Source organism: Variovorax sp. PAMC26660, from assembly GCF_014302995.1.
In the GTDB taxonomy this organism is placed as follows: Bacteria; Pseudomonadota; Gammaproteobacteria; order Burkholderiales; family Burkholderiaceae_C; genus Variovorax.
This window is the reverse complement of sequence record NZ_CP060295.1, coordinates 7,358,984-7,373,617: the sequence shown is the minus strand read 5'-3', so window position 1 is coordinate 7,373,617 and position 14,634 is coordinate 7,358,984. Positions and strand designations below refer to the sequence as shown.

Genomic DNA, 14,634 nt, shown 5'->3' with positions numbered 1-14,634 from the left:
TGAAACGCTTATGACCATTTCCCTACCCGGCCTGCTGAGCCAGCTCCTTCTGGGGCTGGTCAATGGCTCGTTCTATGCCATTTTGAGCCTCGGGCTCGCGGTGATCTTCGGCCTGCTCAACGTCATCAACTTCGCGCACGGCGCGCTGTTCATGATGGGCGCCATCCTGACCTGGATGGCCATGGAATATTTCGGCATCAACTACTGGGTGATGCTGCTGCTGGCGCCCATCGTCATCGGCATCTTCGGCGTGCTGATCGAGCGGCTGCTGCTGCGCTGGATCTACAAGCTCGACCACCTCTACGGCCTGCTGCTCACGCTGGGCCTCACGCTGCTGATCGAAGGCGTGTTCCGCTCGGTCTACGGTGTGTCGGGCCTGTCTTACGACGCGCCTGAGGCGTTGTCGAGCGCCACCGACCTTGGCTTCATGGTGCTGCCCAACTACCGGGCCTGGGTGGTCGTCGCGTCCCTCGTGGTGTGCTTTGCGACCTGGTACGTGATCGAGAAGACGCGCCTGGGTGCCTACCTGCGCGCCGGCACCGAGAACCCGCGCCTGGTGGAAGCCTTCGGTGTCAACGTGCCGCTGATGATCACGCTGACCTATGCCTTCGGCGCTGGTCTGGCCGCGTTCGCCGGCGTGCTGGCCGCACCGGTGATCCAGGTGTCGCCGCTGATGGGGCAGAACCTCATCATCGTGGTGTTCGCGGTGGTGGTGATCGGTGGCATGGGCTCGATCATGGGCGCCATCCTTACCGGGCTGGGACTGGGCGTGATCGAGGGTTTCACCAAGGTTTTCTATCCGGAGGCTTCCTCCACGGTTGTGTTCGTGATCATGGTCATCGTGCTGTTGATTCGCCCCGCCGGCCTGTTCGGCAAAGAGAAGTAAGGCGAGCGGCATGAACATGAAAAAAATATCCACCGTCGTCTACGGCCTGCTGCTGATCGCGCTCATCGTCGCACCGTTCTTCGGTGCCTACCCGGTGTTCGTGATGAAGCTCATGTGCTTCGCGCTGTTCGCCGCGGCCTTCAACCTGCTGCTGGGCTTCACGGGGCTTCTGTCCTTCGGCCATGCGGCCTTTCTCGGCGGCTCTGCCTACGTGGCGGGGCATGCGATGAAGGTCTGGGGCCTCACGCCCGAGCTGGGCCTGCTCGCGGGCACGCTCACAGGAGCCTTGCTCGGATGGCTGTTCGGCATCCTGGCCATCCGTCGCCAGGGCATCTACTTCGCGATGATCACGCTGGCGTTGGCGCAGATGATGTTCTTCGTCGCGCTGCAGGCCAAGTTCACGGGTGGCGAAGACGGCCTGCAGGGCGTGCCGCGCGGCAAGCTCTTCGGCTTTATCGATTTGTCGAGCGACCTCACGATGTACTACGTCGCGCTGATCGTGGTCGTGCTGGCTTTCCTGCTGATCGTGCGCACCATCCACTCGCCATTCGGCCAGGTGCTCAAGGGCATCAAGGAAAACGAGCCGCGCGCGCTGTCGCTGGGCTACGACGTGAGCCGCTTCAAGCTGCTGGCCTTCGTGATCTCGGCCGCGCTCTCGGGTCTGGCCGGTTCGCTCAAGACGCTGGTACTGGGCTTTGCCACGCTGTCCGATGTGCACTGGACCGCATCGGGCCAGGTCATCCTGATGACGCTGGTAGGCGGCCTCGGCACGCTGTCGGGTCCGCTCGTCGGTTCAGCGGTGGTGGTGCTGCTCGAAAACAAGATCGGCGAACTCGGCAGCTTCTTGGCCCGCATCACGACTGTCGATTGGTTCAACACCTTGGGCGAGTCGGTGACGATGGTCACGGGGCTGATCTTCGTGATCTGCGTGCTCGCCTTCCGCAAGGGGATCATGGGCGAGATCATTGCGTTCATCGACCGGCGACGCGCCAAGTAGGAAGAACGGAAATCAATCAAAAAAGGGAGCGCAGGCTCCCTTTTTTGTTGTCGTCAGCAGTTGCCTTTTTTCGCCTGACCGGGCGGGCAGAAATCGCCGCGGTCGCGGTCGTGCTTGTGATGGTGGTCATGGCGGCGGTCGTCGCGGTCGTTCCGCCGATGGCCGTCGTCCCATTCGCGTTCGCGGCGGGCTTCACGGCGGCGCCAATCGCCTTCGTTCCAGCGCCAGCCGCCGCGGTCTTCGATCCAGCGGCCCGGGGCATAGGCATAGCCCGAGCGCGCGGGCTGCCAGCCGCCGCGTCGCCATGCGTAGGCGCGGCCATCCCAGGCCCAGCGGCCCGGCACCCAGACATAACCGCCACGGGGCGGTGGTGGTGCCTCGTAGCGTGGCGGCGGCGGCGCCACCATGACCAACCCGGGAACGTTGATGTTCACCGAGACCTGTGCGTTCGCGCCAAGAGGCGTGGCCAGCAATGCAAAAGCGCTGGCCATGCCGAGCGCGGCGAGTCGAATCTTCATGGATCCTCCGGTTTTGAAATCGTGGGGGTGTGTGCATTCCCAACGCATTGAAGCTCGCGCTGGTTGTCAGGCCTTGCGTTGGGGTTGCACGGCGGCAGCCTCAGTGGTCCAGGCATAGCCCTTCGGGTAACTGCGGCCAACGCAGCGCCCTTGGACGCCGAGCGGGGGCAAGCTGGTGGGGCCGTTGACGGTGTCCGAGAACAAGTTTGGCGAACTCGCCAGTTTCCTGGTCCGGGTCGCGTGCCGAATGTTCGTGCTCGTGTTCCGCGCAGAGATCGTGGACGAGATCATCGTGCTTATCGAACTGCGCAGAGGCGCGGCCCGTGTTGGTTCGGCTCATAGGGGGAATGATTGAGAAATATAAGTGTCTCGAGTTGACATTGCGTTGTTTCCCGCCCTCGGGCATTTATCTTTTCGCGGCGCTCGACAAAGAACAGGCATCCACGGATATCTTCCGAAGACTTGAACCGCAGAGTTCAAAAAAGGGAGAGGGTGAATGACCAGCACGATAGCGGGCTCGCATGGGCCTGCCGAACAGTCAAGCGCGCACGGAGGCTCAAGAGAAGGGCCGCCGACTCCGGCGATGGCATCTCTGGAAGCGCTGTGCATCATTGCGCGTTTTCACCAGGTCGCAGCCGATGCTGCGCTTCTTGCGCATCAACTGGGCCTGACACCCTCCGAGGCCATCGACACCGCCACGCTGCTGGGCGCAGCCAAGCACCTCGGCCTTAAAGCCAAGTCTTCCCGCACAACGCTAGAGCGTCTTTCCCTGACACCACTGCCCGCGTTGGCGGTCTTGCGTGACGAGTCCGGTCAGGAACGCTTCGTCATCCTGGCCCAGTGCGACGCGCAGCGCGTTCTCTTGCAAGACCTTTCTGCATCGAATGGTCGTCCCATCATCGAACCTCTGGAAGTCTTCGCAGCACACTGGACGGGCGAGCTCATCCTCATCACCAGCCGCGCCAGCCTTGCGGGCGAACTGGCCAAGTTCGACTTCTCCTGGTTCATCCCCAGCCTGGTCAAGCACAGGAAGCTGCTGGGTGAAGTGCTCTTCATCTCCTTCATCCTGCAGCTGTTCGCGTTGGTCAGCCCGCTGTTCTTCCAGGTCGTGATGGACAAGGTGCTGGTGCACCGCGGCCTGACCACACTGGATGTGCTGGTCATCGGCCTGCTGGTGGTCGTCATCTTCGAGTCATTGCTCAACGGCCTTCGCAGCTACGTCTTCAGCCACACCACCAACCGCATCGACGTCGAACTCGGTGCGCGCCTGTTCCGCCATCTGGTGCAGCTGCCCCTGGCCTACTTCCAGGCAAGACGCGTCGGCGATTCCGTCGCCCGCGTGCGCGAGTTGGAGAACATCCGCAGCTTCCTGACCGGCAACGCGCTGACCGTGCTGCTGGACGTCGTCTTCTCCATCGTCTTCGTGGTCGTCATGCTGTTCTACAGCGTGCCGCTGACCTTGATCGTGCTGATGAGCATGCCCCTGTACTTCGGCCTGAGCCTGGCGGTGGTGCCCATCCTGCGCAGCCGCCTGGACGAGAAGTTCGCACGTGGCGCCGAGAACCAGGCCATGCTGGTGGAGACCGTCAGCGCCATCCAGACCGTCAAGGCCACAGCGCTCGAACCGGCCTTCGGGCGCCGCTGGGACAACCAGCTCGCCGCGTATGTCTCGGCCAGCTTCCGGACCCAGAACCTTGCCAGCTGGGCGCACGAAGGCGTCAACCTCATCGGCAAGCTCGTCAATGCCGCCACCCTCTGGTACGGCGCGCACCTCGTGATGAACAACGACCTCACCGTGGGCCAGTTCGTCGCCTTCAACATGTTCGCTCAACGCGTGTCGCAACCCATCATGCGCATGGCCCAGTTGTGGACCGACTTCCAGCAGACCGGCATCTCCATGGCGCGCCTGGGCGACATCCTGAACACCCGTACTGAAGTACCCCCGAGCACGGCAGCCCAACTGCCAGCGCTCAAGGGCCGCGTGACGCTGGACAACCTGACCTTCCGCTACCGCCCCGAAGCAGCCCCCGTGCTCAATGGCGTCAGCCTGGATGTCCGCCCCGGCGAAGTCATCGGCATCGTCGGGCGCTCGGGCTCCGGCAAGAGCACGCTGACCAAGCTCATCCAGCGGCTGTACTCCCCCGAACAAGGACGCCTGCTGGTCGACGGCATCGACATCAGCCTGATCGATGCGGCGCAACTCAGAAGGCAAGTGGGCGTGGTGCTGCAGGAGAACACCCTGTTCAACCGCAGCGTGCGCGAGAACATCGCCATCGTCGATCCGGCCGCACCGCTCGAGGCCATCATCCATGCGGCCCAACTGGCCGGTGCCCATGAGTTCATCAGCGAGTTGCCCGAGGGCTACGACACCATGGTCGGCGAACAAGGCGCCAGTCTCTCCGGCGGCCAGCGCCAGCGCATCGCCATTGCCCGCGCGCTCTTCACGCACCCGCGCATCCTGATCTTCGATGAAGCCACCAGCGCGCTGGACTACGAGAGCGAGGCCATCGTGCAGCGCAACATGGCGCACATCTGCAAGGGCCGCACCGTCTTCATCATTGCGCACCGGCTGAGCGCCGTGCGGCGGGCCGACCGGATCATCGTGATGGACAAGGGACGGATTGTCGAAGGCGGCACGCACGAGAGCCTGCTGGGCCGGCCCAAGGGCATCTATGCGCACCTGTGGGCGATGCAGGATGGGGGACTGCCGACCGAAGGGACAGGAGCAGGTGTGGGCACGGGGGCTGCGGTATGACGCCGGAAGTCTCCACCACCGCTCCCGCGGCCAACGCGCCGCACGCGCGGGACATGCGGCACCCGGTCTTCGAACTGCTGGGGCGCTACAAGGCCATCTTCAAAGCCGCCTGGAAGCACCGCCACGAACTGGCCGGGCCCAGGCGCCTGTCCGATGAAGCCGCGTTCCTGCCTGCAGCCCTGAGCCTGCAGGACACCCCCGTACATCCCGCCCCCAGGCGACTGGCCTATGCGCTGATTGCGCTGTTCCTCATTGCGCTGACCTGGTCCATCTTCGGGCAGATCGACATCGTGGCCGTGGCGCCCGGCAAGATCATCGTGAGCGAGCGCACCAAGATCATCCAGCCGCTGGAGGTGAGCGTGGTCAAGCGTGTGTTGGTCAGGGACGGGGACCATGTCGAGGCTGGTCAAGCTTTGGTCGAACTCGACCCCACCACCGCCAACGCCGACAAGACCAGCATCGACGAGCAACTGAAGTCTGTGCAATCCGAGGTGCTGCGCACGCGCGCGCTGCTGCAGGCGCTCAATGGGTCATCAGCAACCTCCCGTACCCCCGAGCTGGGCAAGACCATCCCCAGCGGGTGGACAGACGTCGACACGAGCGCAACCCAAGCCCAACTGAGCGACGAGTGGAGCGACATCACGGCCAAGTTGGCCAAGGCAGCCTCCGAGATCAACCGACGCCAGGCGGAGATCGCCACGGTGCGCGAGATGGTCGCCAAGCTGGAGACGACGGTGCCGATTGCCAAGCAGAGAGAAGCCGACTTCCATCAGCTGGCCAACCAGGGGTTCATGTCCAGCCATGCGAACCAGGACCGCACGAGAGAACGCATCGAGCTGGAACGCGACCTGGCCACCCAGCGCGCAAGGCTGGCCGAGGCCAATGCCACGCTGAGGGAGAGCGAGAACACCAGGTCTGCCTACATCGCCGAGACCAAGCACAGCCTCAGAACGCGCGAAGCAGCGGCCGAGCTCAAGAGACAGCAAGGCACGCAGGACCTGGCCAAGGCGGGTCAGCGCGAGCGCCTGACGACCTTGAAGGCGCCAGTGGCCGGCACGGTGCAGCAACTGGTCACGCACACGGAAGGCGGTGTGGTCACGGAAGCCCAACCCTTGATGGTGATCGTGCCCGATGGGGCCGAAGTGACCGCCGAGGTGACGCTGGACAACAAGGACATCGGCTTCGTGAGCCCAAGGCAGGAAGCGGCGATCAAGCTGGAGACGTTTCCGTACACGCGCTACGGCACGGTGAACGCGACCGTGAAGACAGTGACTGCGGATGCGGTGAATGACGAGAAGCGCGGGGCGATTTTCCCGGTGACGCTGAGCCTCGGCAACACAACCATCGATGTGGATGGCAGGCCGATCAAGTTGTCTCCGGGGATGAACCTGACAGCGGAGATCAAGACGGGAAAGCGGCGGGTTATTGAATTCCTGCTCAGTCCGGTTCAGAAGGCCACGAGCGAAAGCATGAGGGAGCGGTAGATCGGCTGTAAATTTTGAATCAATTTCGGCGACCGCCGAATGCTCGGGGGAAATTGCCTCAAGAATTTAAATATGAAGAGAAATTCAAAAAATAGATCTGCGTTTTGGAAAGTAGGAGTGATGGCCGCGCTGCTACTGTCGGCGTGTTCTTCTTCCGTGGGTTATTTGAATTCGACGGAATTTTCGTCAAAAAAAGTACAGACAACTGAAAATCTTCTTCGTTATTTAAGCGAAGGATTTGAGAGGGATTTGCTTGGAAAGCCAGAATTCTATAGAAGAGTAATTGGCTATAAATTAAATAAACTCCCTAAAAATTGGCTCGATCCCGAGGAATTTGGATACGGGACGGGAGAGGCTGTTCGAATGGATGAGGGGGATTTTTACGGTAATTTTATTTTGACGGAAAAATGGTTGGGACTGCATGGAGAAAGAATTATGAAAATAAAAATAGATACGCCAGGCTGTCTTAAGCAATGGCAAGTCGAAGAGATATTTTCAAAAGAATTCACGCCCATTCCAGAGAGCGCCGTCTTCGGCGTTCGCCCTGAAAATTGGCCGGTCGTGTCAAAAATTTCTCAGTTTTACGATGCCAGAGAGCAGATTGTTTATATCTATGTCGGTGAGCGGGATAAGTGTTTGCTAAGTGTTTCTGTGTCTGAAATTCACAAATAGGAGGATTTAAATGACAGTTTCATTGGATAGTAAAATGGCCAATGGGAAACCATTTTTTCAAACCAAGGATGATGTGAGTGCGCCAGCCGCCAAATGGACGCAGCTTCAAATGGATATCATTAATGCGTCGCCTGCTTTGGCTGCAAAGTATGAATCTTCCGCTGCAGCCAATGTGCCATACGTCATTAGCACGGAAAAAGGAATATTCTTTGAGGCTGGCACGAGCGAGCGCGCAAACGGCGTTTATATATCGCAAGATTATTTCAGGACCGGAACGCCTGAGCAGATTTTTTACAATTCACTCTACATTGCAATTGAGGGAGGACACGAATTACAGCACGATGCGGACAATCGAGATCCTTCCATTGGTATGCCCCAAATCGGCAACTACAAGAGCCCAGGAGATTACAGCCTCGCCCGAGGCGTTATTGAAGGCCGCGCTGTTGCATTCGAAGCTCTTGCCGATTCACAGTTGCAAGGAAAAAAGTTTGTTGTCAATGGCCGGACATTTGTGGTAGATAAAATCTCGTTTTCTGCCGGAGGCGATGGCTCTTCAATGGGGCTGGACTTTCTGCTAGCTGAAATCTATGCCAATCCAACTTTGACTGCCGTGCAGAAATTTGAGAGAGCGGCTCTGGGCGCAAGAGATAGTTATTTGCAGAAAACTCCATCCACTTCTGATGGTGGGGTTTCATATTTTGAGCAAAATATGAGAGCGTTTGCGCAAGCTTTTACTGGATTCAAGAAGGACGAAATATCCAGCGTCACGCAAGATGATAATGGCTATTGGACAGTCACAGCCAGCACCAACAGCGGATCAATTTTGAACAGCTATGACCCGCGAGCGACTGTCGGGATCGGGGCTCCTCGGCCTAGGCCAAATTCTCAGATCGTGACTTCAAATCTCGATGGTGGTGCGACATTGATTGATAGTATCAATTACGACACAAATAAGGAGGTAATTCAATTATTCGATGTTGGCAATAATTTGATCAGACGCACTGAAATTGCTCCTTGGGGCGCTTCTGGGGGGGCATATTTCCACGACCAGCACCTATTTGCCCGGTACCTCCCAGTTGGACCAAGTCACAGTCCAGCAATTCGATGCCAACGGCGTTGTCATGGCTGCTCCTCAGGCCAACGGAACGGAGATCAACACGGTCACCCTGAGCACCGTCACCACCGCGCCCGCACCCAGCGAAACGCCAACGCCCGACGGCACCAGCCTGGGTCCGAGCGCAAGCAACAACAACCTGGTTTCCGCTGGCAGCTACACCGTTGGCATCGCCAACAACTTCTGGAACGTCAACACCGCTACCGGCAACCGGGCGGTAATCGGCTACGCGATCACCGATGGGCTTCGTCCAGGCAATGCCAATCTGGGTCTTGACATCAACGCATCGAGTGGTCTGGGCCTGCCCATCTCCAACACCGGCAGCATCGGCAATACCGACCCGGTGGCTGGCCCGGTCAACTACGACCTCTTCGGCAGCAGCCTGAACAACGCTTCCAGCTTCAATTTCAACCTTTTCCCCGTTGACCCGCTGGTGCTGGACCTCAACGGCGATGGCGTCAAGCTCACCAGTTACGGCGCGTCGCCCGTCCTCTTCGACGCCGACAACGACGGTGGCTCGCTGGAGCAAACCGGCTGGGTCAGCGCGCAGGACGGCATCGTCGTGCACGACCTCAACGGCGACGGCAAGATCAACAACATTCGCGAGACGCTGAGCGAGTACTACAACGGCGTGGCCGGCTCCAACGGTGTTGGTGGCACCAAGCCGTATGCGAATGGCTTCGCAGCCCTCAAAAGCCTCGACAGCAACGCCGACAGCCAGTTCACCGCGACGGACGCGGCCTGGAACACCCTGCGCATGTGGGTCGATGCCAACCATGACGGCAAGACAGATGCGGGCGAACTCAAGACCTTTGCCGATCTGGGCATCACTGCCATCAACTTGGCCGCCACAGCGCAAAGCGGCGAAGTGCGCGACGGCAACGAAGTGCTGGCACGAGGCACTTTCACGCAAAACGGCGTCAGCCGAGAAGCCATTGCGGCCAACTTCCTCGCCAATCCTGCTGGCAGCACCGTCACGCAGACCGGCACTGGTATCACCGTTGCCACCGAGAACGGCACAAGTGGGGCAGGTGCCACCACCGCCTATGTGTCGAAGAACACCACGGCCTCCGTCAACGAGACCCTCGACGCCGCTTCTCTCAAGGTGCGCAACCTGACGGGCGGTGCGGGCAATGACACCCTGACGGGCGACGCTGCGAACAACTGGCTGGCCGGAGGCACAGGCGCGGACACCCTCGTCGGCGGTGCTGGAGACGATGTGCTGCTGATCGACGCCGCAGACAAGCGTATCGACGGTGGCGATGGGTTCGACATCGCCCAGGTGGTAGGAGCACAGGGCGTCTCGCTCAACCTGAGTCAGAGCAACATCGAGATGGCTGTCGGTGGTGCCGGAAACGATGTCTTTGTAGGCGGAGGCCGCTCCACCGTGGTCGTGCGCGGCGGAGCCGGAAACGACGTGATCATCGGCGGCGCTGCCAACGACGTGCTGTCCGGCGAGGATGGCGACGACACGCTCGACGGCGGCGCGAGCAACGATCTGATTCGCGGCCACCGCGGGCGCGACCAGTTGCTCGGCGGTGCTGGCGACGATGTGCTCGACGGTGGCCTGGAAGACGACAGCCTGAATGGCGGCGCAGGCAACGACGTGCTCATTGGTGGACGGGGCGACGACAACCTGAATGGCGGCGACGGCATTGATGTTGCCCAGTACGCCGGCAGCTATGCCGACTACCGCATCACCAAGCTCGACAGCGCAAACGGAAGTACCCGCTACCGCGTGATCGATACCCGCACCGGGCAGGACGGTGCCGACACGCTGACCGGCATCGAGAAACTCAGCTTCGCCGACGTCAGCCGCGTCGACTTGACCATTGGCAGTCCGCTGCCGGTCAAGGACGTTCTGACCGTCAATTCGGCTGGTCAGGCCTTGAGCCGAACCGCTGCGCATCTGTTGTCCAAGAACCAGCTGCTGCTCAACGACCGCGATTGGGACAGCGACATCGGCCAGCTCAAGATCACCGAGGTGCTCGACGCCAAGGGTGGAGCCGTCGCGCTCACTGCCAGCGGCGATGTGCTTTTCACGCCCGATGCAAGCTACACCGGAGTGATGGGCTTCAAGTACAAGGTGCAGGATGCAGAAGGCCATTTCACAGAAGTGAGCAACAGCGCCACCGGCCAGACCGAGCCCATGAAAGCGGCCGTGTTCCTGCAAACCGGTGATCTGCCCAGCGACCCGCTTGCCGTGGAGCAGTGGTATCTGAGCGATGTCAACGTCATCCCCGTGTGGCAGGACTACACCGGCAAGGGCATCAGAATCGGCCAGTTCGAACCGGGTGGTGCATTCAGCACGGGCCCTGAGGTGTTCGACTATCGTCATCCCGATCTGCAGCCCAATGCCGACAAGGCGTGGCTGAGCAAACTGGATGCGAACGGCCGAAATGACACGCCGCAAACCTTCAGCAGTCACGCCACGATGGTGGCTGGCGTCATGGTCGCGGCACGCAACGGCGAGGGCGGCATCGGCGTGGCCTACAACGCAACGCTTGCGGGTCACTACATCCAGGGCGAAAGTCTGGAAGTCGGCAAGCTCAGTCAGGAAATCAGCAACGCGCTGGCCAAGTTCAAGAATTTTGACGTGGTCAACAACTCGTGGGGCGCTTCCACAAGCTTCGGTCTGAACGTGGTGCCGGCGGGCAATCTCGAGACCGGAATTCTTGACGCCATCGCCCACGGTCGAAACGGTTTGGGCACGGCGATCGTGATGGCGGGCGGCAACGACCGCGCAACGGGTGCCAATACCAACTACAACGCGCTCACTGCCAATCGGGCCGTGATCGTTGCGGGCAGCATCAACGCGCCAGGCGATCTGGGTACTCTGCAATTGGGAAGCAAGCCCTTCAGCAACCCGGGCGCCTCCATTCTGGTGTCGGCACCGGGCAGCAACATCGATTCGACCAGCCGCGAACTCGTCGCTGACAACGGCTCGACCTTCGGGGCCGACTACGGCACCAGCCAGGGCACCAGCTTCGCGGCACCGATCGTGTCAGGGGTCATTGCCCTGATGCTTGAAGCCAACCCTGCATTGGGTTACCGCGACATCCAGACCATCCTGGCAATGACGGCGACGAAAGTGAGCGACCCCAATGGAACCGATTGGGTCACGAACGGCGCCAAGACCTGGAATGGCGGCGGCATGCATGCCAGCCACGACTATGGCTTCGGCAAGGTCGATGCCCGCGCCGCGGTACGGCTGGCTGAAACCTGGACCGAACAGAGCACATTCGCGAACGAGTTCGTGACGACCGCATCCAGCGGGGTCCTCAACGCGGCGATTCCCGACGGCACCGGCATGGTCGCGCGCACGCTCGCCATGGGCGGCGGCGTGGAGGTCGAGAGCGCGCAAGTCACGCTCGAACTGGACCACCAGCGTTGGGGCGACCTGATCATCAAGCTGATCTCACCCGGGGGAACCGAGAGCATCCTCGTCAACCGGCCCGACAAGGCGCCGGGCAGTGCTGCCACCGATCTGGGCAATGCGTCGTCGGGGCCGTTGAGCTTCAGCTTCAGCACCACCCATGTGCTCGGCGAGCAAAGTGCGGGCAATTGGACATTGCAAGTCATTGACGCTGCCACCGGCAATGCCGGCACGCTCAAGAACTGGAAGCTTGACCTGTATGGCAAGAAGGCCGACACCAACGACGTGTATGTTTACACCGATGAATTCCGTGGCAAAGATGAATTCATCGGCGCTACCCGAATACCCAATGTCCAGCTCCCGAGCACATTGGTGGACAGCAATAGTGGAACCGACATCATCAATGCAAGCGCCGTCACGGGAAACAGCACGATCAACCTGAGCAATGGCAGCACCAGCACGATTGCAGGCAGGTCGTTGAACATCCTCATTGGCGACATCGAGATTGCGATGGGTGGCGATGGCAACGACACCCTGACGGGAAACGCGCTGAACAATGTGTTGCTGGGTGGACGTGGTTCAGACGTCATCAACGGGGGGGACGGCAACGACACGCTGGACGGCGGCAAGGGCAATGATGTGCTCACTGGCGGCGCGGGCAGCGATCTTTTCGTCATCGGCAAGAATGCCGGAGCACAGGACGTGATCGTCGATTTTGCAATAGGCAACAATGCGGGTGCTCCGGAAACCATAGCGCTGGTGGGCTTTGCAAGCCTGAACTTCGCCACCCTCGTCCGCACGCAAGTGGGAGCAGATGTCCAATTGGACCTGGGCGACGGCCAAGGCGTCCTGGTGCGCAATCGTCTGGTGAGCCAACTCGGCACGACCCAGTTCCAGTTCTTTGAGTCGCAGGCCACGCTGCAGGCCTGGCAACAGGCTGGCCAAGGCTCTACCGGAGGCACCGACAGCAACACCCTGCAACCAGGCACGGAGGATGATGACCTGCTGATCGGTGGTGCGGGTAACGATGTTCTGCTGGGCAACGGAGGCAACGACAAGCTGCTGGGCGGCGCGGGGCTGGACACTCTGGACGGCGGCGCTGGCAACGACGTCTTGGTACTCGACGGCGATCAAGGCCGCATTTCGTACGCGACGCGGCAGCCCGGCACGGGTGTGCGGACGGGTGGCGCGGGAGCGGACCGCTTTCTGGTCGCGCCGGATGGCGGTGGTTCGCCGACGATGGGCTTCTACGGCAATGACATCGGCACCAGCAATCTGATCTCGGATTTCGAACTGGCGGCGGACAAGATCGATCTGAGCCAGTTTGCCTGGATCAAGGATTTCAGCCAGCTCAAGATCAACAAGGCGCTGAACATCAACGGCACATTCATCACGCGTGTATTGGCGCAGGTGGAAGGGCAGTCGGTCGTGTCGGTCGGAGTGTCTGCGGTAGAACCGGCCGCCCTGATCGCCGCCCATTTCATCTTTGCGGGCAGTGCGGATGCAACACCGTTGCCGGCGTCCAAGGTGAGTGGAATCTCGGTGCCCGGTGCGGCGCCTCTGGCAATCGCGTCACCCCTGGTTGCCGGACCGGTGCAACCTTTGCCGATAGCAGGCACTGCCGGAAACGACGCCTTGACAGGAGACGCGGGCGCCAACACGATCAATGGCCTGGCAGGCGTCGACAGCATGACCGGACGCACGGGTGACGATGCCTACGTCGTCGACAACGCCGGTGACAAGGTCAACGAGTTGCCCGGCGGTGGCTACGACACTGTGCAGTCCAGTGTGAGCTATCAATTGCCTGACGACGTCGAAGTGCTGGTGCTCACGGGTACTGCAAATCTCAACGCCACCGGCAATGGGCAGCGCAATCGCCTCGTGGGCAATGCCGGGGACAACCGGCTCGATGGCGGAGCGGAGGCCGACGACCTGGTGGGCGGAACGGGCAACGATACCTACTTGGTGGACAACCAGTTGGACACGGTTTCCGAAGACGCCAATGCCGGTGTCGATACGGTCCAGTCCTCCGTTTCGTGGACGCTGGGCAAGAACCAGGAGAACCTCAGCCTGGTCGGCACGTACAACATCAACGCGACCGGCAACGAGCTTGCGAACGTACTGACCGGAAATGCCGGCGACAACATCCTGGATGGTGCACAAGGCGCCGACCGCATGGCGGGCGGCGTGGGCAACGATACCTACTACATCGACAACATCGACGATACGGCGGTCGAGGCTGCGAACGAGGGCATCGACACCGTCTACGCGGGCGTGAACACAGCACTGGCGGCGAATGTAGAAAACGGTGTGCTGTTGGGTGCCGCGACCACGCTCACCGGCAACGCGCTGAACAATACATTGATCGGCAATGGACAAGCCAATACGCTGAATGGCGGTGCAGGAAACGACTTCCTTGATGGACGAGGCGGCAACGACACGTTGAGCGGCGGAGACGGGAACGATACCTATCTGATGGGACGAGGCTATGGGGGCGATCACATCAGCGAGAACGATGCGACGACCGGCAATACCGACGTCGCCTCGTTCGATTCGAGTGCCGATCAACTGTGGTTCCGTCAAACGGGCAATGATCTGGAGGTCAGCCTGATCGGAACCAATGACAAGTTGGTGGTCGACAACTGGTACCTGGGCGGCCAGTACCACGTCGAACAATTCAAATCCAGCAACGGCAAGACGCTACTGGACGGTCAGGTGCAGAACCTTGTTCAGGCCATGGCGGGTTTCTCCCCGCCTGCTGCAGGCCAGACCACGTTGCCTGCGAATTGCCAGAGCAGCCTGAGTCAGGTGATCGCTGCCAACTGGCATTGA

At 60.7% G+C, this 14,634-nt stretch carries 7 protein-coding genes; 6 read left to right on the top strand and 1 reads right to left on the bottom strand.

Going from position 1 to position 14,634, the window contains the following annotated elements; genetic code table 11:
• The first annotated feature begins 10 nt into the window (after positions 1-10).
• Both H7F35_RS34515 and H7F35_RS34510 read left to right on the top strand, forming a co-directional pair.
• Complete coding sequence (locus tag H7F35_RS34515; protein ID WP_187110955.1) at positions 11-886, top strand: branched-chain amino acid ABC transporter permease; 876 nt, start codon at positions 11-13, stop codon at positions 884-886.
• A 10-nt stretch (positions 887-896) separates the two neighbouring features.
• Positions 897-1,883 (top strand): branched-chain amino acid ABC transporter permease, encoded by a 987-nt coding sequence (locus H7F35_RS34510; RefSeq protein WP_187110954.1) that lies wholly within the window; start codon positions 897-899, stop codon positions 1,881-1,883.
• A 53-nt stretch (positions 1,884-1,936) separates the two neighbouring features.
• On the opposite strand, the gene H7F35_RS34505 is transcribed toward H7F35_RS34510, so the two are convergent.
• A complete protein-coding gene (locus tag H7F35_RS34505; protein WP_187110953.1) occupies positions 1,937-2,401 on the bottom strand; it encodes a YXWGXW repeat-containing protein in 465 nt (154 codons plus the stop codon).
• Between the two features lie 583 nt (positions 2,402-2,984).
• Between H7F35_RS34505 and H7F35_RS34500 the strand changes: the two genes are divergently transcribed.
• The 4 genes from H7F35_RS34500 (at position 2,985) to H7F35_RS34485 (ending at position 14,634) form a co-directional block, all read left to right on the top strand.
• Positions 2,985-5,156, top strand: coding sequence for a type I secretion system permease/ATPase (locus H7F35_RS34500; RefSeq protein WP_187110952.1), 2,172 nt, complete (start codon positions 2,985-2,987; stop codon positions 5,154-5,156).
• The gene (locus H7F35_RS34495) at positions 5,153-6,640 is read left to right on the top strand and encodes an HlyD family type I secretion periplasmic adaptor subunit (RefSeq protein WP_187110951.1); all 1,488 of its coding nucleotides are present in this window, start codon (positions 5,153-5,155) and stop codon (positions 6,638-6,640) included. Before H7F35_RS34500 ends, H7F35_RS34495 begins: the two co-directional genes overlap by 4 nt.
• Positions 6,641-6,712: 72 nt before the next feature.
• Entirely contained in the window at positions 6,713-7,312 is a 600-nt protein-coding gene (locus tag H7F35_RS34490; RefSeq protein ID WP_187110950.1) for a hypothetical protein, read from the top strand.
• 1,121 nt (positions 7,313-8,433) lie between these two features.
• Positions 8,434-14,634: a S8 family serine peptidase gene (locus H7F35_RS34485; protein WP_187110949.1), complete on the top strand. Its 6,201-nt coding sequence runs from the start codon at positions 8,434-8,436 to the stop codon at positions 14,632-14,634.

What these genes read in the sequence shown, in the direction of transcription:
- H7F35_RS34515 (WP_187110955.1), top strand. Translation starts at nt 11, where the DNA reads ATGACCATTTCCCTACCCGGCCTGCTGAGCCAGCTCCTTCTGGGGCTG.
- H7F35_RS34510 (WP_187110954.1), top strand. Translation starts at nt 897, where the DNA reads ATGAACATGAAAAAAATATCCACCGTCGTCTACGGCCTGCTGCTGATC.
- H7F35_RS34505 (WP_187110953.1), bottom strand. Translation starts at nt 2,401, where the DNA reads ATGAAGATTCGACTCGCCGCGCTCGGCATGGCCAGCGCTTTTGCATTG.
- H7F35_RS34500 (WP_187110952.1), top strand. Translation starts at nt 2,985, where the DNA reads ATGGCATCTCTGGAAGCGCTGTGCATCATTGCGCGTTTTCACCAGGTC.
- H7F35_RS34495 (WP_187110951.1), top strand. Translation starts at nt 5,153, where the DNA reads ATGACGCCGGAAGTCTCCACCACCGCTCCCGCGGCCAACGCGCCGCAC.
- H7F35_RS34490 (WP_187110950.1), top strand. Translation starts at nt 6,713, where the DNA reads ATGAAGAGAAATTCAAAAAATAGATCTGCGTTTTGGAAAGTAGGAGTG.
- H7F35_RS34485 (WP_187110949.1), top strand. Translation starts at nt 8,434, where the DNA reads ATGGCTGCTCCTCAGGCCAACGGAACGGAGATCAACACGGTCACCCTG.